This is a genomic window from Brevibacillus sp. AG162 (genome assembly GCF_006715575.1).
Taxonomy (GTDB): Bacteria; Bacillota; Bacilli; order Brevibacillales; family Brevibacillaceae; genus Brevibacillus; species Brevibacillus brevis.
In genome coordinates this window covers 175,682-201,887 of the sequence record NZ_VFNO01000010.1, presented here as the reverse complement: position 1 = coordinate 201,887, position 26,206 = coordinate 175,682, and the positions used below count along the sequence as shown (strand labels likewise).

14 protein-coding genes are annotated in these 26,206 nt (G+C 47.3%); all 14 read left to right on the top strand.

The genetic code is table 11. The annotated features are described in order from the left end of the window. The coding region (locus tag FB479_RS24870) for a condensation domain-containing protein (protein WP_255438622.1) at nucleotides 1-1,773 on the top strand (1,773 nt) is incomplete at its 5' end. Between the two features lie 39 nt (nucleotides 1,774-1,812). Continuing rightward, nucleotides 1,813-7,476, top strand: coding sequence for a MupA/Atu3671 family FMN-dependent luciferase-like monooxygenase (locus FB479_RS24865; protein ID WP_185746413.1), 5,664 nt, complete (start codon nucleotides 1,813-1,815; stop codon nucleotides 7,474-7,476). Between the two features lie 4 nt (nucleotides 7,477-7,480). Further along, a complete protein-coding gene (locus tag FB479_RS24860) occupies nucleotides 7,481-11,203 on the top strand; it encodes a non-ribosomal peptide synthetase (protein ID WP_142067066.1) in 3,723 nt (1,240 codons plus the stop codon). An 8-nt stretch (nucleotides 11,204-11,211) separates the two neighbouring features. Then, nucleotides 11,212-12,243, top strand: a complete 1,032-nt coding sequence (locus tag FB479_RS24855) for a serine hydrolase domain-containing protein (protein ID WP_164724476.1) — start codon at nucleotides 11,212-11,214, stop codon at nucleotides 12,241-12,243. A gap of 47 nt (nucleotides 12,244-12,290) precedes the next feature. After that, nucleotides 12,291-13,136: a 3-hydroxyacyl-CoA dehydrogenase family protein gene (locus tag FB479_RS24850; protein WP_185746412.1), complete on the top strand. Its 846-nt coding sequence runs from the start codon at nucleotides 12,291-12,293 to the stop codon at nucleotides 13,134-13,136. A 127-nt stretch (nucleotides 13,137-13,263) separates the two neighbouring features. Next, nucleotides 13,264-14,316, top strand: a complete 1,053-nt coding sequence (locus tag FB479_RS24845) for an HAD-IIIC family phosphatase (RefSeq protein ID WP_142067064.1) — start codon at nucleotides 13,264-13,266, stop codon at nucleotides 14,314-14,316. 198 nt (nucleotides 14,317-14,514) lie between these two features. Then, nucleotides 14,515-15,213: a thioesterase II family protein gene (locus FB479_RS24840; RefSeq protein ID WP_185746411.1), complete on the top strand. Its 699-nt coding sequence runs from the start codon at nucleotides 14,515-14,517 to the stop codon at nucleotides 15,211-15,213. A gap of 58 nt (nucleotides 15,214-15,271) precedes the next feature. Beyond that, a complete protein-coding gene (locus tag FB479_RS24835) occupies nucleotides 15,272-15,970 on the top strand; it encodes a 4'-phosphopantetheinyl transferase family protein (RefSeq protein WP_142067062.1) in 699 nt (232 codons plus the stop codon). Between the two features lie 161 nt (nucleotides 15,971-16,131). Continuing rightward, the gene (locus FB479_RS24830) at nucleotides 16,132-16,686 is read left to right on the top strand and encodes a GNAT family N-acetyltransferase (RefSeq protein ID WP_142067061.1); all 555 of its coding nucleotides are present in this window, start codon (nucleotides 16,132-16,134) and stop codon (nucleotides 16,684-16,686) included. Nucleotides 16,687-16,874: 188 nt separating this feature from the next. Continuing rightward, a complete protein-coding gene (locus FB479_RS24825) occupies nucleotides 16,875-17,762 on the top strand; it encodes a MurR/RpiR family transcriptional regulator (protein WP_106655459.1) in 888 nt (295 codons plus the stop codon). A gap of 40 nt (nucleotides 17,763-17,802) precedes the next feature. Beyond that, the gene (locus tag FB479_RS24820) at nucleotides 17,803-19,104 is read left to right on the top strand and encodes a CapA family protein (protein ID WP_142067060.1); all 1,302 of its coding nucleotides are present in this window, start codon (nucleotides 17,803-17,805) and stop codon (nucleotides 19,102-19,104) included. A 47-nt stretch (nucleotides 19,105-19,151) separates the two neighbouring features. Next, nucleotides 19,152-20,411, top strand: coding sequence for an MFS transporter (locus tag FB479_RS24815; RefSeq protein ID WP_142067059.1), 1,260 nt, complete (start codon nucleotides 19,152-19,154; stop codon nucleotides 20,409-20,411). Nucleotides 20,412-20,474: 63 nt separating this feature from the next. Continuing rightward, the gene (locus tag FB479_RS24810) at nucleotides 20,475-21,980 is read left to right on the top strand and encodes a fatty acid--CoA ligase family protein (RefSeq protein ID WP_142067058.1); all 1,506 of its coding nucleotides are present in this window, start codon (nucleotides 20,475-20,477) and stop codon (nucleotides 21,978-21,980) included. A 912-nt stretch (nucleotides 21,981-22,892) separates the two neighbouring features. Continuing rightward, nucleotides 22,893-26,042, top strand: coding sequence for a lantibiotic dehydratase (locus FB479_RS24805; protein WP_142067057.1), 3,150 nt, complete (start codon nucleotides 22,893-22,895; stop codon nucleotides 26,040-26,042). The last annotated feature ends 164 nt before the right edge of the window (nucleotides 26,043-26,206 follow it).

Here is a 26,206-nt window from a genome sequence, read left to right as displayed (position 1 = left end):
CCGGGGTATATGGTACCGGGGTACTTTGTGGAATTGGCGGAGATGCCGCTCACGCCAAATGGCAAGCTCGACCGCAAGCGACTACCGGACCCGAGAGGGCATCTGCAGCGGGAGAACGAGTACGCGGCTCCACGTGCGCAGGTCGAGGAACGGGTGATCGCTGTCTGGGAGAATGTGCTCGGAGTGAAACCTATCGGAGTGGATGACTCATTTCTCCACTTGGGCGGCGATTCGATTAAAGCGATCCAAGTGGTGTCTCAACTGATGAGAGAGGGCCTGTGTCTGCAGGTCAAAGACCTTTTTAGCAACCCCACTGTTCGCTCGGTCGCCCCGTTCGTCACAAAGGCAAGCAGAACGATCGTTCAGGGACCGGTAGAGGGAGAGTTGGTTCTGGCTCCGGTGCAACGATGGTTCTTTGAGAACATCCGCGTTGAGAAGCACCACTTTAATCAGTCGCTTCTTCTGCACAGCCTAGAGGAGTTGGATGATCAGCGTCTGAAAGCGGTGCTGGGCGAACTGGTGGCACACCATGATGCGTTGCGTCTGGTATTTCGTGAAGAAGAAGGTTTGATCACCGCAAATCATCGCGGCTTGGACGAGACGCTGTTCGATTTCGAGAGCCACGACTTGCTTGACTTAAATTCTGAGGCACTGAAAACACAGATTGAAAACGTGGCGAACCGTATGCAGAACTCCATCGACCTCGCTGCCGGTCCGATGGTCAAGGTAGCGCGTTTTCGAACGAGCAACGGAGATCATTTGCTGTTGATCTTCCACCACCTGATCGTGGATGGCGTGTCGTGGCGAATTTTGCTAGAGGACTTTGTAACCGGCTGGGAGCAGGCATCCCGAGGCGAAGCGATTCGCTTCCCAGCGAAGACCGACTCGTATCAGACGTGGAATCAGGCTCTGCAAGAGCACGCCATGAGAGCGAACGATCTCCCCTACTGGCAATCTGTCGCCGCCACTGTGATCCGTCCGTTGCCAGCCGACCGTAAAGTTAGTGTCCGGAAGAACGCGCGATCGCGGACTCTGACCGCGAACTTTTCAGCAGATCAGACCGCTGCCCTGCTTAAGGACGTACACGGGGTCTACCAGACTGAGATCAACGATCTACTGCTAACCGCGCTGGCAATAGCTGTGCGGGAATGGAGCGGACACGAGTCGGTGGTAGTACAGTTGGAAGGTCACGGGCGCGAAGACGCGCTGATCGGACTATCTGTCCATCGCACCGTCGGCTGGTTCACGTCGATGTATCCCGTCGTCCTTCCGGCGGTTAATGATGAACATGAATACATCTCCAGAATGATCAAGGAAGTCAAGGAGACCCTACGCCGTATTCCTCACAAGGGGATCGGCTATGGAATCCTGCGTGCATATCGAGGGAATGAACTCCAAGAGATCCGTCCGGAAATATCCTTCAACTATCTCGGTCAATGGGGTGATCTGCAAGAAATGACCTCCTCGTTTTCCAAATCGACTATGTCGCCCGGTGAGGCAGTTAGCCCCCAAGGTGAGCAGCTATTTAAGCTTGACATCAACGGCGGAGTATCGGATGGGTGTTTAAGACTCGACTTCCAATATTGCGCGGATGAATACGATGACCAGACAATCGCGAAATTGGTGGCTTTGTATGAGCGGAGCTTGCAATTGCTGATCACGCATTGCCAGAGTAAGGATAGCGTCGAATTCACCCCAAGCGATTTCAGTGCGAAGGGGCTGGATCTCGAAGATTTGGAAGATGTGTTCGACCTGATCGATAAAAATTTCTGACGAGATACAATTAGTGAGAATCAAATGGGTGGGATGAGAGTGACAAAGTTGAAGAAAGAGAACATCCAAGACATGTACCACTTGTCACCGATGCAGGAGGGGATGTTGTTTCATTCCCTCCTCACCCCAGAGACAAGTGCCTATTTACAGCAGTATGAGATCTTGCTTGAAGGCGATCTCGATGCCAATTTATTGCAAAAGAGCTTCCATCTGTTGATAGAGCGTCATGATGTGTTGCGCACGACGTTCATATTTGAGAAAGTAAAGCGGCCGTTGCAAGTCGTCTTTTCGAGCTGGCCCAAGGATCTGGAGTTTCTTGATCTGACAGACGTGCCGGAGAGCGGAAAACAGGACGCAGTCGAATCTTTTAAGCTCCGTCAGTTGGAACACCGATTCGATCTGTCCAAAGATCCGTTGATTCGCTTGGCACTGCTCCAGACGCATGCAGAGAAGTACACGATGGTGATCTCCTACCACCACATCTTGATGGACGGATGGAGCATCGGAATTATCTCGGAAGAACTGTTCGCCAACTACGAAGCCCTCCGTAATGGTGACCCTACTTCGGCGGTGCGTGCCTATCCTTACAGCCGCTACATTGATTGGCTGTCCCGTCAAGATGAGGAACAGGCGGGTAGGTTCTGGCGTAGAAGGTTGGAGGAGTATGGGCAGACAGCCGTCGTACCGCAGCAGAGACCCTCTGTACCGGAGCATTACGATCCTCGAGAACTGGTTGACAGATTCGATCTGGAAGTGAGCTGGAGGATCCGTGCTTTTGCCAACGATCAGGGTGTAACACTCAATTCGTTGATACAGACAGTCTGGGGGGCGGTGCTCCAGCGATACAACCAAACCAATGATGTGGTGTTCGGCACGGTCGTGTCCGGCCGCCCGGCTGACCTGCCGGGTATTGAGCAAGCGGTGGGACTTTTTATCAACACGGTCCCTGTGCGGGTGTCGAGCAGCCCAGAGACTTCGTTCGCAGATCTCTTGCAGCAAGTTCATCGCGCAAGCATCGAAGCGCAACCATTTGATCACTACCCATTGCGTGAATCACAGAACGGGAGTGAATTGAAGCAGCAGTTGTTGCAGAACCTGCTGATCTTTGAGAATTTCCCGGTGCAGGCACTGACCAAGGCGTGCCGACAAGAGCGACTTGGGTTTCAGATTCTTGAGGTGAAGTTGTTTGAGCAGACCAACTACGACTTTAACCTGATCGTCGAGACAGGGGACGAATTGACGATTCGACTGAGTTACAACGCCTTCGTCTATGAAGAGGCGTTCGTCCGCCGCGTCTCCGGCCACTTACGTCGCTTCCTAACGGCTGCGATGGAACGACCTTATGATCGGATCGGTGACTTGGATTTTCTTGGGGAGGAAGAGCGGGAACAGATTCTGTTCGGGTTCAACCGGACAGAAGTACCATTCGCCTGGGACGTCCTTGTCCATCAAGCGTTTGAAGCTCAAGCTGCCAAGACGCCGGACAGGACGGCGTTGGTACAAGGCGTCCGCAGCATGACGTACAGACAACTGAATGAACGGGCCAACCAATTAGCCCACCGTCTGCGCGCTACTGGCGTAACACCGGGGCAAATTATCGGTCTGATGGCCGAGCCCAGCCCGGAGATGGTCGCGGCGCTGCTGGCGATTCTTAAGGCGGGTGGCGCATACCTGCCGATTGACCCGCAGTTTCCCCCAGATAGGATCGACTATCTTTTGAAAGACAGTGGTACAGCTCTTCTACTGACAGAAACGGCATTTTTGGCCCAAGTGCCGGATACCATGCAATCACTTCTGCTGGATCGGGAGGAACTGTTCACTGGCTTGAGGGACAACCTGCCTGCCGTGCAGACGTCGAGAGATCTGGTGTACGTTATTTACACTTCCGGTTCGACGGGACAGCCCAAGGGCGTATGTGTCACACATCGCAATGTCAGCAATTTTTTTGCCGGGATGGATCTGCGTGTGCAGCCGCAGGAGGATGACGCGCTGCTTGCTGTGACGACGTTCTCATTTGACATTTCCGTCTTGGAACAGCTCTGGACGCTGACACGGGGGATACAGGTCATATTGCCGGAGCAAAAGCCGTTCGAACGATTCGACCGCTATGGGCAGGGGGATCTTCAGAACATGGATTTCTCTCTGTTCTTTTTCTCCAGCTATGATCACTCTCAAGAGGGCGGTAAGTACCAATTGCTGCTCGATTCCGCCCGGTTTGCTGACGACAACGGTTTTACAGCAGTCTGGACACCGGAACGCCATTTTCATGAATTTGGCGGATTGTATCCGAATCCGTCGGTCATTTCGGCTGCGTTGGCTATGGTCACGAAACACTTGCAACTGAGATCGGGCAGTGTGGTCTCGCCTCTGCATAACACGCTGCGCATCGCAGAGGAATGGGCGGTCGTCGATAACTTGTCGAACGGTCGCGCAGGCTTGTCGTTTACCGCTGGGTGGCATGCGGACGACTTTGCCTTGCAGCCGGATGTCTACAAGATGCGTCACGAGGAGATGTTCCGCCAGATCGAGGAAGTCAAACGGTTGTGGCGCGGGGAGAAGGTGTCGGTTCTAAATGGAGTAGGGCAACAGATCGAGGTACAGACGTATCCACGACCTGTGCAGGCCGAACTGCCAGTTTGGGTCACCACGTCCGGTAGCCGAGAAACGTTCGTCCAAGCAGGCAAGCTCGGAGCCAACGTGCTCACCCATCTGCTTGGACAGGACACAGAGGAGCTGGCGGAGAACATCGGTCTGTATCGACGCACTCTGGAGGAACATGGATATGCGGCCGACAGCGGACGCATAGCGCTGATGCTCCATACATACATAGGTGATGAACTCGAAGTTGTGAAAGCCATGGTCAGAAAGCCATTTTGCGACTATCTACGCTCCAGCCTCAGTTTGATTCGCAACCTCGCACAGACCCTGAATGTCCCAGTCGACCAACTGGGTGACGAGGAAACGATGCAGACGTTGCTCGACTACGGATTCGAACGTTACTGGCAAACTTCCGCATTGCTTGGAACACAGGAGTCTTGCAAGCAACTCGTTCGCAGGCTGGCCGCGATCGGAGTTGATGAGATCGCCTGTCTAGTCGATTTTGGTCTGGCGCCGGATGACGTGATCCAAGGCCTGAAGCAGCTCGCTACCCTGCGTGCCACCTTCAAAGAGGAGACGGCTGTCAAAGCAAAGGTCATGCGTCCGGTGACGATGTTGCAGAGCACACCGTCGCGACTCAAGGCTCTGGTCAAGGAAGAGGGGTCTCGCCGATTCCTGCGTTCCTTGCGCACGATCCTTGTAGGTGGGGAACCATTCCCGTCAGATCTTGCTACTGAGTTGAAACGGATGACAGACGCCCGTCTCTTCAACATGTACGGACCTACAGAAACCACCGTCTGGTCGGCCGCGTTTGAACTGTCACGCGAGAATAATCAGCTTTGCATCGGGACACCAATCGCCAACACGCAGATATACATCCTGGACGAGAACGGGCAACCCGTACCAATCGGCATACCCGGAGAGGTTTGCATCGGCGGGGAAGGAGTCACTGAAGGATATTGGAACCGTCCAGAATTAACGTCAGAACGCTTCGTGCCAAACCGCTTCACCGAACATGGTCACCTGTATAAAACGGGAGATCTGGGGCGTTTTAGAGCAGACGGGTCGATCGAATTATTGGGGCGTCTGGACGATCAGGTCAAGGTGCGTGGGTATCGAATTGAAACGGGGGAAATTGAGACGCTGTTGCAGCGTTATGATGGCATTCGTGAAGCTGTCGTGCTCGACCGAGAAGATCAAGCAGGGGAGCGGTATCTCTGCGCGTACTTGGTGTCGAACCAGCCGGTGCAGGAGCAAGCGGTGCGAAGCCATCTGAGCCGTTTCCTACCGTATTACATGATTCCTACGCAGTTTATCCAGATCGACCGAATCCCGCTCACGCCAAATGGGAAGATCGATCGTAAAACTCTACGGGCTTCCGATTACGAGACAAATTCCTCGCAGTCAGGTTATGTAGTACCTCGCAGCGAAGTTGAAAATATCCTCGTCGACATCTGGGAGAAAGTGCTTGGTCGACAGCCAATAGGTATCCACGACAACTTCTTCAAACTCGGGGGAGATTCGATTCGTGCTTTGCAGATCGTGTCTGCGCTGATGAAGTACGACTACAAAGCAGATATCAAGCATCTATTTGAATACCCGACGATTGCACAAATGAGTCTGTTTGTCCAGAAAAAAGAGCGCAAAGTGGATGGGTGCTCAGCAGGGGAGGAAGGCGAGGTTACCCTCACGCCGATCCAGCATTGGTTCTTCGAACAAGATCTGACCGACCCTCATCACTACAATCATGCCGTGCTGATCAAGGGTCGCCACGGTTTGGACGAACGAGCCGCAAAGGCCGCGCTGCAAGCTTTGGTAGAACATCACGACGCACTGCGAATGGTGTTCGTCCGCGAGGGTACTGCTGTACGAGCACACAATAGACTCTTCCAAGACAGCATTTTCGGCTGGCGAGTATTTGATTTCCGAGCGGAACTGAATCTGGAGGATAGAATGGAACGGGAGGCGAATCACCTGCAGGCCGGACTGAGTTTGGCCAAAGGTCCGCTAGTTCAAGGCGCTCTCATGAAGACCCAAGTAGGAGATCATCTACTGTTGGTTATTCACCATCTCGTGGTGGACGGTATCTCGTGGCGCATCTTGCTGGGTGATTTCTCCATTGCTTATCAGCAAGCGTTGCAGGGAGAGACGGTCTCGCTTGGGGACAAGACGATGTCCTTCCAGGAGTACGCAGCTCGCTTAGCGCAGTACGCCCAAAGCGATGCGCTCTGGCAGGAGCGGGACTACTGGATGACGCTGGAACGGGCTGATTTACGCCCACTTCCCAACCTGAAGAGTTTGGCCGAGGGTCCGCGCATGTTGGACAGCGCACTGGAGACAGTCATCTTCACGCCAGAGGAGACGCGCCGACTTCTGCAAGACGCCAACCATGCATACAACACGGAGATCAATGACCTACTGTTGACAGCGCTCGCCAGGGCCGTCCATCAATGGACCGGGTTGAATCAGGTGTTGATCGATCTGGAAGGGCATGGACGGGAACCGTTTGAGGAAGATCTGGATGTTTCCCGCACCGTCGGCTGGTTTACTTCGCTGTATCCGGTACTGCTCGACGCATTAACTGGTGACGATATCGGTGGCCAGATCAAATACATCAAAGAGAGCTTGCGCCGCATCCCCAACAAGGGACTTGGCTACGGTGTCCTCAAATACCTGACCCGGCGCGAAGGCGAACGAGCGCTACCGTCGCTTGCGTCGCAGATTCTGTTTAACTATCTGGGGCAGTTCGACCAGACGGTGCCGCAAGATCTGTTGTTGCTGTCAGATCTGCCAGTCGGTCGTGCGATTTCGCCCCGTTCAGAACGCCTTTACGCCCTGTTGATCAACGGCCGTGTGATCGACAGTGTTCTGACGATCAGTTTTGACTACCATAACCAGCAGTTCGACCGCGCACAGGTGCGTGAATTTGCTGAACTGTATCGGGATCAACTGCTGATGCTGATTGATCATTGCGCAAGCCGTAAAACGATCGAATTGACGCCGAGTGATCTGTATTATAACGACCTGTCCATCGAGGAGTTGGACGAACTCACAGACGAGGTCGCCGCTACCCTGAAAGACTTGGGCTTGGAAGACGAGGGATGACACGATGGCAAAAAAAATAGAGATTCAAAATATTTATCCGCTCAGTTCTATGCAGGAAGGTCTCCTGTTTCAGTCATTGTTGAATCAGAAGAGCACCGATTATGTTCTTCAAACGGAATTTAGTATTTGCGGAACGATCGAACCGAAGTTGTTCCAAGAGGCCTTCCAGCGGTTGATTGATCGGTATGACATCCTGCGGACAATTTTTACACACAAAAAAAAGCGGCCTCTGCAGATTGTGTTGCGTCATCGTAAGGCGGAAGTTCAGCTGGAGGATTATCGTGAGCTTGAGACGGTGGAGCGGGAGCGTGCAGTCACCGAGTTCAAGCGCTGTGACTTGGAGCGCGGATTTGATCTGACAAAGGACCTTTTAATTCGGACTGCAATCCTTCGTACAGAGGAGCAAGCCTGCAAACTCATCCTGACCTACCATCACATATTGATGGACGGTTGGTGTCTGGGCGTGATTTTTCACGAGCTTACGGAGATCTACCGGAGTCTTCTGGCTGGGAATGAACCAATTTTGGAGACGCCCTACCCATATGGCCACTACATCAAGTGGCTGGAAGCACAAGACAGGTCATTAGCCGCCAACTTTTGGGAGCAAGTAGTGGAGGGCTATGATCAGCCTGCCTTGCTTCCTCGAACGGGTACAATCCTCGCGCCAGGTAAGTTCGAAATGCGCAAGAGATCGTTCGCGTTGGATCAAACGGTTACAAAACAACTGCACCAGATCGCCCAGGAAACGCAAGTCACGCTTTATACCGTCATGCAAACGCTGTGGGGAGTGTTGCTTCAAAAATGTAACAACACTGATGATGTGATATTCGGGGCTGTGGTTGCCGGCCGGCCCGCGGGGCTTCCTGGAGTGGAGCGCATGGTCGGACTCTTTATCAATACGATACCGGTGCGTATTAAAGATGGTCACGATATCTCTTTCTCAGACCTGTTGCAGCAAGTGCAGCGAAATACGGTGGAAGGAAACCCCCATGAATACTTCCCCTTGCACCAAGTGTTTTCGAGGTCTTCACTTAAACAAAATCTATTCAACCACATCATCGCGTTTGAAAACTATCTGCTGCATGAAGAAATGCTTGGTTCGAGTGACTCCGAGACGGGATTTACAATCACTGATGTCGAGACTTACGAGCAGACCCAATACGATTTTCATGTGATCTTTGTGCCAGGGGAGTCCCTTCAGGTTCATATGACATATAATGCACTCGTCTATCTTGAGGAAGATACGGTGATGATCGAGCGATATTTTCGAGATTTGGTTCGCGTCATTCTGCAGTCTTTGGACAAGCCTTTACTCGAAGTGGAGCTGGTCTCGACTCGGGAGCGGCATCAGCAGTTGAGCATCGCCCGTGAAAACCTCGTCCTCTATCCGGAACACGAGACCCTCACTTCGCTGTTTGAAGCTCAGGCAGTCAGAACACCTGACCGCATCGCAGTCGTATGTGGAGAGGAATCCCTGACTTACCGGGAGCTCAACGAGCAGGCTAATCGTGTTAGCCGACGACTTCAACAAAAGGGTACAGGTGCTGATCGCTTGGTCGCTCTGATGGTGGATCGCAAGCCGGAGATGATCGTGGCGATGCTTGCAGTGCTGAAAGCCGGTGGCGGGTATGTACCGATTGATCCAGACTATCCGCCGGATCGCATCCGTTTCATGCTGGAAGACAGTGGGGCTTGCGTACTGCTCACCGAACCGGAACATGTGGATAAGGCGTTGGGAACGTCCATTGAGATTTTGCAGTTGCAGGATGCACTGACAGAGAGGGACACGAGCAATCCACCGCCCGCTTCCCAGCCCGAGCATCTTGCTTATGTCATCTATACGTCCGGCACAACCGGACTGCCGAAGGGGGTCATGGTCGAACATCGCAACGTCGTGCGCCTATTCTTCCACGAACGGAACTTGTTTGATTTTGGACCGGATGATGTCTGGACGATGTTTCACTCCTATTGCTTTGACTTTTCCGTCTGGGAGATGTACGGGGCCTTACTGCACGGCGGCCGACTTGTTCTCGTACCGAAAGAGGCCGCACGCGATCCGCAGGCGTTTCGTCTACTGCTAAGCAAGGAAAAAGTCACAATCCTTAATCAGACCCCGACGATGTTCTACCAGCTAATCGAGGAAGAAAAGAGGCATCCCGAACAGATCTTGCACGTGCGGAACGTGATTTTTGGCGGAGAAGCGCTCGCACCCTATCAATTGCGCGAATGGCGCTGCCGCTATCCTCAGACAACGTTGATCAACATGTACGGCATCACGGAAACAACGGTTCATGTGACGTACAAGGAGATCGATGATGTGGAGATTGAGTCTAACCTCTGCAACATTGGGCGTCCAATACCCACCTTATCGCTGTATGTGTTGGATCGTGGCATGAATTTGCTACCCCCCGGCATGACAGGCGAAATCTATGTCGGCGGGGAAGGGGTGGCACGTGGCTACCTGAACCGCCCGGAATTAACAGCCGAGCGTTTCCTATCCAACCCTTATCTACCGGGCGATGTATTGTATAAAACGGGCGATCTGGCTAGATGGATGCCCAATGGCAATCTGGAATACCTGGGACGAGCTGATCATCAGGTGAAGATACGCGGATACCGGATTGAGACGGGAGAGATAGAGTACAACTTGAGCCAATTCAATGGGGTTCACCGGGCGGTTGTGCTGCCTCGTGTCACACCGGGCCGCCCTGTTGAGCTTTGCGCATATCTAACAGCCGCTGTTCCTCTCGTCGCGGAGGATTTGCGCACCTTTTTACAAGACACATTGCCTGCTTACATGGTGCCCGCCTTCTTCTATCAGGTGGACACCATCCCGTATACGAGCAACGGTAAAGTGGATGCAAGTGTGCTCCGCGCAAGCGGTAAGGCACTTGGATTTTCGGAAGCGTCTATCAAACCGCTTGGTGCTGTGGAGCAGTCCCTTTATGAGCTGTGGACACAGGTGCTCGGGCATGACAGATTTGGCGTTTATGATCATTTCCTTGAGGTCGGGGGAAATTCGATCCTACTGATCCAACTGCACAATCAATTACAAGAGCGCTTTCCTGGCAAGCTGACAATAGCCGACTTGTTTACGTTTGCTACCATAGCGCAACTCACAGATAAGGTAACCGAGACTGTAAAAGCACCGGGTGCTAAGGCGTTGAAGGGAATTCTGCTTCCGAGAGAATACTATGCGGCAGGAACAGGGACCATAGCGTACCGGTATGTGATGACCTCCGATCTGATGGAGCGACTGGATGAGATCGCCGCCTTGGAGCGGGCGAATGTCACCGACATCCTGCAAGGTCTGTTTCTCTACGTGCTGGCGGAAGTGACACAAGCCGCTCACGTTGCGTTGCATCTCGTCAAGAGCGGTAAGGCCTGTCAAGCGGTTTTCGAGAGGGAACACCACTCTAATTTTGGCGACCTGTTTCGCCTGGTAGCAGCAGTAAAAGCGGATGCTAACCTTGCTTATGATGGGGAGGACGTTTATCGCGCACGGCTGCTTGCGGAGCGCGGTACCGTCTTCGCAGCGTTCGCGGAGGAGGGGGAGAGGCTCGCCCCTTATGACTTTGGAATCGAATGGCAGGCCGCCACGGTCGAACTCCGCATGGTGGTCAATCAAGACCGAGTGGCGGCAGAGAAGCTCCAAACCCTGCACAAGCAATTTATCGGGTTCATAAAACACTTCACCCAACAATACACGTCCGTTCAAGGGAGTTGACCCTGACGATGAAAGCAAACGGCAAGACTATTGCTATTTTTCCGTTTACAAAGCCGGAGGATCAGGGGCTTGACCCGAATCACCTTGAAAAATGGCAGAAAAGACTGCAAAAGGAGAAGGTCACCAGTTGCCTGATTATTAAGAACGGGCATTGCGTGTTCGAATACTACAAAAACAAAAAGATCGAAAGCAAACCGCAAAAAATCCACTCGGTGACTAAGAGCATCGTCTCGGCCTTGGTCGGCATTTGCTTCGACCAAGAGCTTATCCCGAGTCTGGATACGCCAATCCTCGATTTTTTCCCTAAATATGCGGAGTTGGAGCAGGACCCTCGCAAACGGTCGATCACGGTCAATCATCTGTTGACAATGACGCCAGGGTATCACTGGCCGGAGTTTGGCGAATGGGAAGCGTTCAGCCACATGTTTTACGCATCAAACTGGGTGCGATTCGTTCTAGAGCGGGAGTTGGAATGTGATCCTGGAACGCGGATGAACTACAACACAGGCGCTACGCATCTTCTGACAGCCATTGTGCAGAGGGTCAGCGGCATGAAGGCGTCCGAGTTTGCTGATAAACACTTGTTCAAACCGTTGGGCATTACTGAGTACATTTGGCACGAAGATCCACAGGGCATCAACAACGGTGGCTCCGGGATGATGATGCATACCTTGGACATGACCAAGTTCGGCATCATGTATCTCAACGAGGGTAGGTACGGTAAGAAACAGATCGTGTCGAAGGAATGGGTGTCTAATTCGATGACCCCGCAATTTATGACCTATGAAAACATTGGCCACTACGCTCGTCATTGGTGGGTCGGCCCACTAGATCGTGAACAGCCTTTAGAAGGGGCCAATTTGTTCTACTTTGCTCTCGGCTATGGCGGTCAATTCATTATCGTTCTCCCTGCCTATCAAATGGTTGCGGCAATTACAAGCGAGCTGTACGAATCCTCCCTGTTACCCCTGAGCTTGTTCCGCGAGCATATCGTGCCCGCGTTGCTCAGAGCGGGTAATGGAAGCAGTGAGTCCGTGTAAAACGTACCGGACTTGCAACGGGAGCCAGAAAAAAGGAGCGGATCAACATGCGCATAGGAGTGATTGGAGCAGGTGTGATGGGAGCCGGAGTAGCACAAACTGCTGCTCAGGCCGGCCATCAGGTCATTTTGATAGATCTCACTGCAGAGGTTTTGCAAAGGGCGGAAGCTCAAATTTACCAAAATGTGCGCTTCCGGGGGTTCTATGACAATAACCTGGAATTTGAGCCGGTCGGTGATGTAATGAAGCGAATCTCGTTCACCACCGACTACGAAAGTCTGAATGATGCCGATCTGGTCGTCGAAAATGTTCCAGAAGTGTGGGATATCAAACAAAGCGTGTATCCGATCTTAGATCGAGTCTGTCCAGAGCGTACGATCTTACTGGTCAACACTTCCTGCATCTCGATCACCAAGATTGCCGGACTTACGAAGCGTGCGGATCGAGTGATCGGTGTGCATTTTATGAATCCGGTGCCCATGAAACCGACTGTGGAAGCGATCAAGGGTTACCACACATCGACGGACACCATCCAGGCGACCATGGACTTTCTCGCCACGATGGGCAAGGAAGCGATCTTAGTGAACGACTTGCCAGGATTTGTTTCCAACCGTCTGTCACATCTCTTGATGAATGAAGCTGCCTTCGTGGTGCAAGATCAGGTCGCCGATCCGAAAGATGTCGATGAGATCTTTGTGAAATGCTTCGGGCATAAGATGGGACCTCTTGAGACGGCCGATTTGATAGGCCTCGACACGGTCGTGAACTCCTTGGATATCCTGTACGAGAGCTACCAAGATTCCAAGTTCCGAGTCTGTCCCCTGCTGCGTAAGATGGTGGAAGCTGGTCTTCACGGCCGTAAGACAGGCCGCGGATTTTATACTTACACTTAACGCGCAGGAAGGCTTTTGCTATGGATGATAACAACACGTTCATTCGTGGTTTTCGATTGATGTTTTTTAGAAAGTAAGAACTTGGGGAAGTCTGCCTAACGGTGGACAGCACAGGAGGGACTGTGGTATGAAACCCACAACTGCACGGAAGACCGACAAGAAAATAAAATGTGTCATCTGGGATCTTGACAACACGATCTGGGATGGTGTCCTCATGGAAGATCAAAACGTACGTCTGCGTGACGGAGTCTTGGATATCATCAAAGAACTGGACAAAAGAGGCATCTTGCAGTCCATTTCAAGCAAGAACGAACATGAAATCGCCTGGAGAAAAATTGAAGAATACGGTCTCGGAGAATACTTCCTCTATCCACAAATTAATTGGAATTCCAAGTCATCGTCTATCCGTTCTATCGTATCCTCGATCAACATTGGCCTAGATACGGTCGCCTTTATTGACGATCAGGCGTTTGAGTGGGAGGAAGTGGCTTTCGAACTGCCGGAAGTGATGTGCATCGACGCAGGCGATCTGACCGGGTTGCTAGACATGCAGGAGATGAAACCAAAGTTTATCACGTCCGATTCGAAGATACGCCGCCAGATGTATCGCAGCGATATCGAGCGAAACAAGCTCGAAGAAAACTTTACTGGTCCCAAAGAAGAGTTTCTCGCATCCCTTGGTATGGTCCTGGCGATCACCAAAGTGACTGAGGATGACCTGCAGCGCGCTGAAGAGTTGACGGTTCGCACAAACCAGTTGAACACCACCGGATACACCTACTCCTATGAAGAATTGGACGAGCTACGCCAGTCAGAAGACCATCTCCTACTAATTATGGAATTAAACGACAAGTTCGGTACCTATGGCAAAATCGGACTGGTTCTGATTGATTGCACAGTGAAGGGAGAGTGGACACTCAAATTGCTCCTGATGTCCTGCCGAGTGATGTCGCGGGGTATCGGATCGATCATCATCAACCATGTGTTGCACATGGCTAAAGAGCATGGTGTCCGTTTGAAGGCGGAGTTCGTCAAGACAGATCGTAACCGCATGATGTACGTTACATATAAGTTTTCCGGGTTCAAGGAAATTGACGTGCAAGGTGACAAAGTCATTTTTGAAAACGACTTCTCCGTACTAAAATCCTACCCAGAGTATGTAAAAATCGAGCTTAAGTAGAACCAGTAAACTCGATAGCAGAAGCACGTTAAGTCAAGCCAGATGGGTATAAGGGTTTATCGCTTTATCTGTGGAGATGAAGCGATAAACCAAGTGTACTTGTGCGTTATTAATTGTGCAAAATCAGTTTCGTACCTATTTTTCGTAATTATTGAAATTCATAAAGGCATGGAAATATCCGAAATAAGGGGCAAAGTTATGCAATCGATAAAACTATTCGCTATTCCTTTTGCAGGAGGTTCAGCTAACTTCTATTTTAAATGGAAACATCTCCTCTCACCACAAGTGGAAGTTATCCCCATGGAACTTCCCGGACGGGGAGCAAGGATTAATGAGAAGCCTTTTACGTGCTTGGAAGATGCTGTAGAGGACCTCATAAAAAAAATAGATCGGGAGTGCGTTTCTGAACCATATGCACTATTTGGACATAGCATGGGTAACTTACTTGCCTTTGAATTAATGCAGCACATTCGGAAGGAGAATTTGCCTTTGCCGGTATGTGCATTTTTATCCGGTCGGCGTCCTCCTCACATAATTGAGGAGAGAAAACGTTATCTAATGTCCGACGACGATTTTGTAAAGGAACTAGTGGAGATGGGGGGGACCCCACAAGAAGTACTTGAGAATAGGGAGCTACTAAAATTGTTCTTGCCGGTCTTGCGAGCAGATTTTCAATTGGTTGAGACTTATCATCAGCCAGAAGGAAGAGAACCTCTTGACGTTCCGTTCGTAATTTTGAGTGGAATCAAAGACACAATTGCCAATGCTGAGGACATGGACGGGTGGAAGTCCTATACGAGGTCTTCTTGTCAGATCGTTTATTTTAACGGAGGGCACTTCTTTATAAATGATCATACAGATGACATCACTCAGATAGTGAAAAATCAACTTACATGATTAACTTGAACCAAAAGTTAAGGAGAAGGTAAACCACAAGGGGAGGGAGAAAACATTATTGTTTGTACATCGGAGTATGGTGAAAAGCACCCCTAAGTGGTTATTTAATAATGGCGAAAACAACGGATTAAACCTATATTGGCTAGAGATTCCAGATCATACAACACTTTCAGAAATGGAGCACTATCTGCACTATTTGGATGATGATGAACGAAAGACCTATGAAGCGTATCGGGTGGAGGAAAAGCGGATCGAATTCCTTTTGGGTCGAGTATTCCTCAAAAATTTGTTAGGCGTACGGCTTGGATTGCAACCGGATCAGGTTCGATTTATGAAAAATGCATACGGTCGGCCCTATTTGATTCCGTCACAGGCTCAGCCAGATCTGTTTTTTAATCTTTCGCATACAAGAGGAGTAATTGCTTGTGTCATTGCACCTTGGGATAAAGTGGGTATCGACGTGGAGCGGACAGACCATGACGCTTCCGATGTCATGCGAGTAGTATTTGTTGAAAAGGAGATCGAATTTGTAAACAGTCAACTGACATCAGATGCCAAGCGTCAGGCATTTTATCGAATATGGACACGTAAAGAAGCCGTCATGAAAGCAGAAGGAAAAGGCTTTTCTCTTCCTCCTAGGTCATTTACTGTACCCTTGGAAGGCGAATGTGTGTCGGATGGAAAGTACGAGTATTTAACATATTTACTGATACCAGATTGTTTGTGCTCATTAGTAGTTAAGAAGCCAGAACCTTAAATTAGTTGTAACGAATGGTAACGGGCTTAACGATTAAAAAGCTGTCGCACCTGCTAAGCAATGATTGTACAATTATCTAGAGAATCGAATCTTACATGCTGAAGTCCGTGGTCCCCCTTTATATCTCTATTCGCACCTAATAAAAATATAGGAGGACGAATATGGATATTTTCATTAGAGAACTGAGGGCTGGGGACGATGAGTGTGGTTCAAACATTGATGGGAGCTTTATCGTAGACTCTACCCTTGTCTTGCAACTAATGGGACAGCGAATCGGATATACGGTGAAGGAGAGCCCTCTTCGGAATAAAAGCTACGATGATGAACAGCTTGAAGAAGATACGCTTGTGGATTATTCGAACTATATCGGCAATCCCCATCAAATCATTTATGTAGCGCTCGTAAATAATCAAGTTGTGGGTCAAATTGTTTTGAAAAGAAATTGGAACAAATATGCCTATGTGGAAGATATCAAAGTGGATAAGCAATACAGAGGATATGGTGTCGGTAAAAAACTAATCGAACAGGCTAAACGCTGGACGAAGGATGGCGGTATGACGGGAATCATGCTGGAGACACAAAATAATAATGTCCGCGCATGTAAATTCTACGAAAGCTGTGGTTTTGTCATCGGAGGTTTCGATTCCTACGTCTACAGAGGTTTAGATAAAGATAGTGATGAGATAGCAATTTATTGGTATCTCATGCTTGATTAACCGAATGTCTCAGCATGGAACAATAAAAAGAAGGGGGACTTCCAACGGTGGAGGTCCCTTTTTTCAGGCTGCCATACAACAAAATGAAGTATAAGCTACATTTTTCAAGAAGTGTTGAAGTAGTTCATTTCAAACGATATACTATTCTTAAAATTAAAACAAATCCGAATGATAAAGGAGCTTCAAGTATGGCACAACTCGTAAAAGAACGGATTCGGAAGCAGTATGGAAAGCTGACAGCTAGCCAAAAAATCATCTGTAAGATCGCAATTGAAAAGCCAAGCTTACTTGCGATCCATACCGCCAAAAAAATCGCGGAGTTTACGAATACCAGTGAAGCGACCGTCATTCGCTTTTGTTATGCATTGGGTTACTCCGGATATACAGAGCTTCAGGAAGAAATCAAAAAGTCTCTTTTGATAGGAGACCAAAGGAAGGGGCCGATGCAGAAATATCGAGACACCGAGGTCACGCTCGATCAGAGCAATTACGCACATCAAGTGATGGAGAGTGATATTGCGCATCTCCAACAAGGTTTGCAGCAAATTGATTACACGTTGCTCCAAGAAGTGGTCAAAAGCATTATCCAGGCAAACCGAATCGTAGTGGTAGGATTTCGCTGGTGCCATATTCCTGCAAAATGGTTGTTCTCGGCGTTGAATGCAATCAAAGGAAACACACATCTGTATACGGGAGCAGTTGATAACGCAGATTACTTACTCACCGAACGAGATCAAGAATGGCTGGTCATTGCGATTTCATTTCCTCGTCATCCTAGCGAGACGGTCGCAATGGTCCATTCAGCAAAAGAGCTGGGAGCGAAGGTATTGGCGATTACGGAAGGCGAGTTCTCGCCTATCAGCCAAGTCGCAGATCATCTTCTGAAAATCACCACACCCCAACCCGTTGCCACTAGCGGTATGCCCACATTATTCTCCATGCTGAATGTCTTGATCAAAGGCGTCATGCTCCACGACGCGGAAAATGTCCAGAAACGATTGCAGCACTATGATGAAATCAGCTCGAAGCTATACTCGTTTGTCGGAGAGGAAGAGGAAGACTTCTCGATCTTTTGAAAGCAGAAAAAATGAGAAAAGGGAAAGGGGAATCCTGCCAATGACCAAGCCGATTTGGTTCACAGCGACTGGCGACAGCTTCATTACACGCAATCTGCCATACAGGGATCAAGCTTTTCAAGAAGTATCCAGCTTGCTACACCGTGCGGACGTACGCATTGCCAATCTGGAGACAACCGTGCACGATAACGAGGGCTATCCCAGCGCGCAAAGCGGAGGCACATGGGCGATGTCACCTCCTTCTGTTTTGCAGGTCATGAAGGATTACGGCTTTAACATGATTGGCTGGGCGAATAATCATACGCTCGATTATTTGTATGGGGGACTAGAAGCAACCGAACGATTTCTCAATGAGTATGGCTTCGTCCATGCTGGCGCAGGCAAAAATCTCGCAGAAGCGGGAGCTCCGCGTTATCTTGAGTGCGAAGGGGCCAGGGTAGCCTTGATCGCGGCGACGTCGACTTTTCATCCATGGTGGGCGGCCGGTGATCAGCGTTCGGATAGTATCGGCAGACCAGGGATCAATCCGATGCGCTATGTGATGACACACCACATTTCGGAAGAAAAGCTCGCTGATTTGCAAGCCATTGCGGAGTCGACGGACATTAACGCCTTCAACAAGCTTTTGATCGAGGAAGGCTTCATGAACGATCCGGGCAAGGAGATCTTTCTCTTCGGAAATGCACGTTTCATGGTAAGCGACGAAGAAGGAACGACTACCCAGCCGCATCCGCGCGATCTGAACCGAATCGTCAAAACGATTGAGCAGGCAAACAGGCGGGCTGATTACGTCATCGTGAGTATTCACGCTCATGAGATGAAGGGGGAAGCGAAAGAGGTTGCAGCTGATTTCTTGCCTGTTTTTGCAAAAGCTTGCATCGATGCAGGCGCTCACGCAGTGGTAGGACACGGCCCCCATTTATTGCGAGGCATTGAAATCTACAACAATCGGCCGATCTTTTACAGCTTGGGAGATTTTATTTTTCAGACAGAAGCCGTTACGAGTCAGCCCGCTGATTTCTACGAGCACTATGGCCTAGACCACACCCATAATGTGGCAGATGCGTTGGAAGCGATGAGTGCCAACTACACACGCGGACTCTGTGTGCACAAAGAGGTGTGGGAGTCGGTTATTCCCTTGTGGAAAATGCAAGATGGTGAGCTGCTCGAACTGGAGCTGCATCCGATTGAATTAGGCTTTGATCTGCCTGTACATCGTATGGGGTGGCCGAAATTAAGCGGGGATACCTCAATCCTGGAAGGGCTCAAGACTTTGAGTGAACCATATGGCACAGTGATTGAGATCATGGATGGAATTGGGCGCGTGAGGCTTTCAAAATAGCGGGGGAACAGCGGCAGTCTACTTCCTAGACAAATGGAGTGATTCATATGATGGCCAGAATCACAATGGTTATGTTGTTTGTGTTATACATGATCAATTATGCGGACAAAACAATTGCGGGATATTCTGCTGTTCCGATTATGGCTGAATTTTCGTTGAACGAGAAAGAATGGGGACTTGTCGGTAGCAGCTTTTTCTGGTTTTTCTCCATTGCCGGGATTGTAGGCGCGGCATTGTCGGATCGCATCGGGACGAAAAAAATGCTGGCGATCATGGCACTGTCCTGGACAGTCATCCAATTCGGCGCTTATGCGATCGCGGGTTTGCCGATGCTTGTCGTAGCGCGGGTATTGCTTGGCATAGGCGAAGGGCCATTTTGGGCAACGGTTGTCAGCCATTTGAACAAATGGTTTCCCGAAGAAAAGCGTGGACTGGTTTATTCAACCGTGAACTTCGGTGCTTTCGTCGGTGCGGTTGCTTCCGCACCGGTGATCGTGGCGCTAATTGATAGCTTTGGATGGCGATTTTCCTGGGCGTTTATGGGCGCACTCAGTCTGATATGGCTCTTGCTCTGGCTGTGGATTGGAAAAGAGAAACCAATTGTCAGCGTAGCTCCTGCAAAAGTCGAAGCTCCTAGCTTGCCTAAAGCGAAATGGTCGGATATATCCGGTGTCTTGCTCTCATCCACGTTTCTATTCTGTTTTTTAATCTATTTCGCACAAATATGGGGGACGACCTTCGCAACCGTATGGGAACCTGTCTATCTCGTCAAGGTCTTCCAATTTACGAATCAGGAAATGGCCTATGCGATTGCCGGTACGGGTCTTTTGGCTGGACTGATGACCATACTGATTTCCTCGATGGGTGATCGTTTCTTTAAAAAGCACCGCAGCTATCGCAAATCATACGTTCTGGTTGGCGGTGTTTCGATTATTTTAGGGGGACTGTGCTTTTACGGTGTTAGCCTTGTTCAATCTACGGTACTTGTCTTGATTCTCCTGTGCCTAGGAAAAGGATTTGCTTTTTCTGTTGGTACAGCTGCCTCTGTCATTGTCAGCAGTTTGTTGCCGGAACGCACAGGACTTTTGGTAGGCGTGTTGTCCAGTCTGGTTACATTGGCAGGGATCATCTCGCCGCTGGTAACGGGCTCTATCGTTCAGTCAGCCGGAGATATTGGCACAGGTTTTGGCAATGCCATGATCGTCAACGGGTTGCTCTTTATCATTTGCGGCGTGCTTTTCCTGCTCTTTGTGAAGCGCAATGAACATGTCAGTCAATCAGCGCCGCCAATCTCCCAAGTTTCCTAAAAGTAATACTTTATAGGCTTGGTTCTAGATGTTAAAATTTTCTGAAAAGGGGGTAGATGTGCGATGTATCATTTGAATGAAAGCCTCATGCAGAGCGCGAAACAGTTTCCGGATCGCCCAGCCTTCATCTTTATGGGAGAAACAACGACGTATGCACAATTCAATCAGCAGGTCGAACATCTCGCAGCAGGACTTGCCCGGCACGGGATTGGAAAAGGGGATGCTGTCGCCCTGCTCATGGATAATCGGCCACATTTTGTAAACGCTTACTATGCGATTCTCCGCGTAGGTGCTGTTGTTGTTCCGATGAACCCCATCTATACGGCGCGCGAAATTAGCTTCATTTTATCGAACAGCAAAGCAAAGGCAGCCATTGCCTTATCCGCGTTGCAGCCGGTACTAACCCCGATGAAGGACCAAATAGAAGATTTGCAGCTTCTCATCTACACGGAATCGATTGAAAATGAAATAACGATCGATCAGCTCGTACAAGAAGGGCAAGAGTCAGAGGCAGGGTACGCGGAGCCGGAACGAAACGAAGAGGACCTCGCAGTAATCCTGTACACATCAGGTACGACTGGCCAGCCAAAAGGGGCAATGCTTTCCCACCGAAATATGGCTTCGAATGCGGAAGCGATGGGGATGTTGTTCGAGCTGGTGCCAGAAGATCGCATGGTCGCGGTACTTCCGATGTTTCACGTTTTCTGCATGACGGTGTGCATGAATGGCCCGATTCGCACGGGAGCGGCCATTATTATCGTGCCAAAATTTCATCCGGCAGACGTCCTCCAAACGATTCGTGAGCAAAAAGCCACATGTTTCGCAGGTGTTCCGACCATGTACAACTATCTGCTACAGCTGCCGACTGCGACAAAAGAAGATTTCTCCTCCATCCGGATATACTGCTCGGGAGGTGCATCCATGCCCGTGGAGCTCCTGCACAAGTTCGAAGCGAAATACGAAGCCAAGGTACTGGAGGGCTACGGGTTGTCAGAGGCAGCTCCAGCTACCACATTTAATCCATTGCACGGGACCAGAAAGCCAGGATCGGTTGGCGTCGATATCCCGCTTGTGAAGAACAAGGTCGTTGATCCCGAAGGAAACGAAGTCGCACGTGGAGAAGTGGGCGAGCTGGTGGTACAAGGGCCCAATGTCATGATAGGGTATCTCGGGTTGCCAGAGGATACGGCCGTGGCGCTCCGAGATGGTTGGCTGTATACGGGAGACATGGCTCGGATGGATGAAGAAGGATATGTGTACATCGTTGACCGCAAAAAAGATATGATTCTCGTTGACGGCTATAATGTGTATCCGCGTGAGGTAGAAGAAGTGCTTTACCAGCATCCTGCGATTATTGAGGCGGCTGTGATCGGGATTCCTGACGAAGTACATGGCGAAGCAGTCAAGGCATTTGTGGCATTGAAGGAAATAGCGGTTTCCCAAGAGGATATCATGGCATTTTGTCGTGACAAGCTGGCGAAATATAAGGTTCCTCGTCACGTCGAATTCGTAGCGGAGCTCCCCAAAAACAGCACGGGGAAAATCTTGCGTCGCTCGTTGCGCACATAAAAAAAGAGCGCTCAATGAGCGCTCTTTTTTCAAACCAGTCTTATGCAAGTGTTTGTGATAATTCTCATCAATTTGTAATATTTACTTCTAGAGATAATGGCTGGTGAAATTAAGAAGAATGTCAAATCCTTTTTAATTCCTTGATGACAGCAAACTTATTTTTTGTAATTAGAGTATTTGACAAAAGAGGATTAAATCCATAAGTAAATAAACAAATTTTCACTAATATCTAGCAAAAATAACAAGAGAAAAATTAAAAAATAGTCCAAATAAAAGAAAAAAATTGAATTAATTAACCAAAAATGGTATTCTTTATTAAGAATGTATTTTATGTAAAAATTAGTAATATTATAATACTGGATTGTAATTTATATATCGAAAAGTTGGTGGTAACAGGATTTTAACTGTCCTGTATAACCATATAATTTGAGCCGTTACATAGATCGTACTTAGAGGAGTCAACTCGGGTAACGTTTCAAATGGGGCCTTATTTTGAATCTAAGGAAAAGTCTGGAAGATGATAAAATTCATTTACCTTAATTCAAAAAAGGCAAGACAAAATATACAAGGGGGGAATAATAACAAACTATCGTCTTTTGTATGGTTATATAAAATTAAAGGAGGAAAATCCAAATGGACAGAACTCATGATTTATTTGATTTAGATATCCAAGAATTTGAGGTTACTAGTAATCAACCAAACTTGGCTACCTTTTGGTGCACATCCAGAATAGCGTGTAGCACTGGAGATTGCCCTACTTTCAGTGGTAATACATGCCATATCTGTGAGACCTAGTATTATTAAATTCGAAATGTAATTTGTAATTTCGATAATTATATACAAGTGATTCAGTTATAAGGAATATCAATTTATTGATGTTCCTTATACATTTTTAAGGAAGGCTGATAATAGATGATGGATAATATTGAAAATAAAGAAAAAGATTATCGATTGAGTAATATTTATGAACCATTAGACTTCTTTATGCTACGTGCCCCACTCCTTTCCTTAAAAAGTTTTAATGAATTTAATGAGTACTTTATTCAAGATAACGGAAAGTTATATGAGTCAAAAAATGATAGTTTGATCTTAGAAGCAATTTCAACAGCGAGCCCATCCCTTTATTCTTCTCTTCTAGCACTGGAGAACATCTCCCAGGAGAAAAAGAAGAAGCAAATAATGATGAGCTATTTTCGATATTTATTAAGATTGACGAGTAGATCTACTCCATTTGGAATGTTTTCGGGGGTAGACGTCGGAGAATTTGGAGAACATACAAATTGTACTTTAGATACATTACCTGTAAAACGAGTTAGGCCCGATATGGGGTGGTTATTTTCTGTAATAAGTAGTATTGAGAAACGAGTTAGTGTGGTTAATCAGCTTAGAGTGCGTAGAAATCATGCTGTATTCCGTGTAGGAGGAAGATATACACTAACATCTTTTAGTCATTATGGACAAAAAAATAAAAATGATAAAAATCGAACTGACAGTATTTCAATTCGTGCAACTCAAGCAGTTGATGACGCAATAAATAAGGCAAAAAATCCAATACTGGTTTCAGAATTAATTGCTGAGTTACAAGATTCATATCCACAAGTCAGCAAGGAAAAAGTGCAAAATCTTGTCATTCAATTATTAGAGAAAGAGCTTTTAATCAGTGAATTACGTCCACCAATGAATACTACATCTCCTCTAAATTATGTAATTGAGTGTTTAGACAGAGTAAAGGGAATTGATACTGAGATAAATCAGTTAAGAGAAATAAAGAGATTGATAGATTTATATAACAATGTTCCTTTAGGAGAGGGGTTGAATATAAATATAAAGTTAAAAAAAATCATGAAAAACCTGAAATCAATTGAACCAACTATTCAAGTAGATGTTGAATTAAATGCAAAAAATAAACAAATAAACCGGAGAGTCGCAGAAGAAATTGCTAGAGCAGCTGAGTGTCTATTGAAATTATCACACTTTAAACGTGGAACAGAATATCTCGAGAAATTCCATATGAGTTTTATAGATAAATACGGTATTAATGTTGAGGTTCCAATATTAGAAGTTTTAAGTGAGGAGATAGGATTAGGATCGCCTTATAGTGATCAATATAAACAAAATAGTAACAGAAAATATCAAATACATACCATATTAATTGAAGCAGTTTTAAGAGCTATAAAAAATAAAGAAAGAGAAATTGAAATTACAGATGAAATGCTTACTCAATTAACTGGTGGAAACCTTAACTATACCAATGTATCCTCTTCACTAGAAATGTATGCTGAAGTTCTCGCAAACTCTAATGAAGAAATTGATAAAGGGAACTTTTTAATTGTGTTAAACAGATACTCTGGCTCGCAAGAAATTGGGCGCTCATTTGGACGATTTCTAGATATTTTGAATCATAAAGTTAAAGATGATTTTAGAAATCTGTTTATGCATCAACAACAAAGTGATCCTGATGTAGTCGTTGTTGAAGCCTCTTACTTACCTCCTTATGGTAATACAGCAAACGTTATGTTGGTCCCAAAACTAAGAGATTACGAAATAACAATGGGTACAAATCCATTTGAGGATGAAGAATCCGTTATTTTTTTTGAAGATTTATTCGTTGTTGCTACATTTGAGAGACTTTATATTAAATCTCGAAAATTAGATAAAGAGGTAGTGTTTACATCAAGTCATATGATGAACACAACAGGAACCCCCACATTGTATAGATTTTTACGTGACATATCAGTTGTAGGGCAAATTAGCTGGCAACCATTTGAGTGGGGGGGATTAAATACCTCACCTTATTTACCAAGAGTGCGATATGGAAATACAATACTCTCTTCAGCCAGATGGATTATTGAAACACAGTTTTCTAAATTAAATAGTAAAGAGAAAGCATTATGGGCTAGTGATTTCAGAAAATGGAAGGAAGAATGGTCAGTACCACGGTATGTATTTATGATTGACAAGGATCAACGATTGCTACTTGATCTAACCAATCCAATTCATCTAGAACAATTAAGGATAGAACTAAACAGACTTAGCAAAGTTGAAATTGAAGAAATGGTTGGTTCCTTTGAAGATAGATGGATAAAAGGAAAGGATGGTCATCACATAACAGAATTAGTTGTTCCGTTAATTAAGAAAAAGGATCTTGGAAAAGCGAAAGAAAAGACATTTACTCAAATTCGTATACCAGATAATCAGAATAGATTTTACTTACCAGGGAGTGAATGGCTATTTTTGAAACTATATGGAGCTCAAACTAGAGAAGAAGAATTAATTTCAGATGAGATATATAAATTTTGTACTGAAGCAGTTCATAGGAATATGGCAAAGAAGTGGTTCTTTGTTCGTTACTCTGATCCAAAAGATCATATTCGCATACGTTTTCATGGTGAACCGGATCAGTTAATTAGGCATTTAATACCAGCTATTCATAAATGGACAGAATTGTTAGTTAAAGAAGGTAAAATCAACAGAATCGTATTTGATACATACGAACGAGAAATTGAGCGTTATGGAGGACCATCAATAATTTCAATGGCGGAGGAAGTTTTTGCGGCAGATAGCTGCACTACAGCCCAATTAATAACGCTTCATCGATATAAGATGATAGACTTACCACTACATGTAATGGCTTCAATAAGCCTAGTAGACTTGCTAAAAAAACTTGGTTTGGATTTTACGGCAAGGTACCAATTTTTGAATCCAGAAGATGATAAATACTTGTATATGGATGAGTTTCGTCAATTTAGAGATATACTTATTCGTTTAGCAAATCCCACAAATGATTGGATTGATCTACAAGAATACCCTAATGGCAATTTAATTGTTAAAGCTTTTACAGAGAGAACAGAATCGCATCGTCGAATTGCAGAAATGATAACAAGCGACGAAGAATTAATGGCAAATGTTCAAGACAAAATACTTAGAAGTATTATTCATATGCATTGTAATAGACTTATGGGGACTGACTCAGAACTAGAAAAAAAGGCTGTAGCTTTTGTCAAGCATATCCATCGAAGTCAAAAATATTGGAAGAAGCAAAATGTTCTTGAAGGTACATGAAACCGTAATCAATCAAGAAAAACATAATACACAATGACTTTAACTATCTTAATGGGTTTAATTCCAACTTATAGGAGAAAAAGTCGGGCGAATTATAGGATATGGAAAAATTGTAAAAATGATGATTTTTACAGTTGGATAGTCAATTAGGAGTTTTTTAGAGA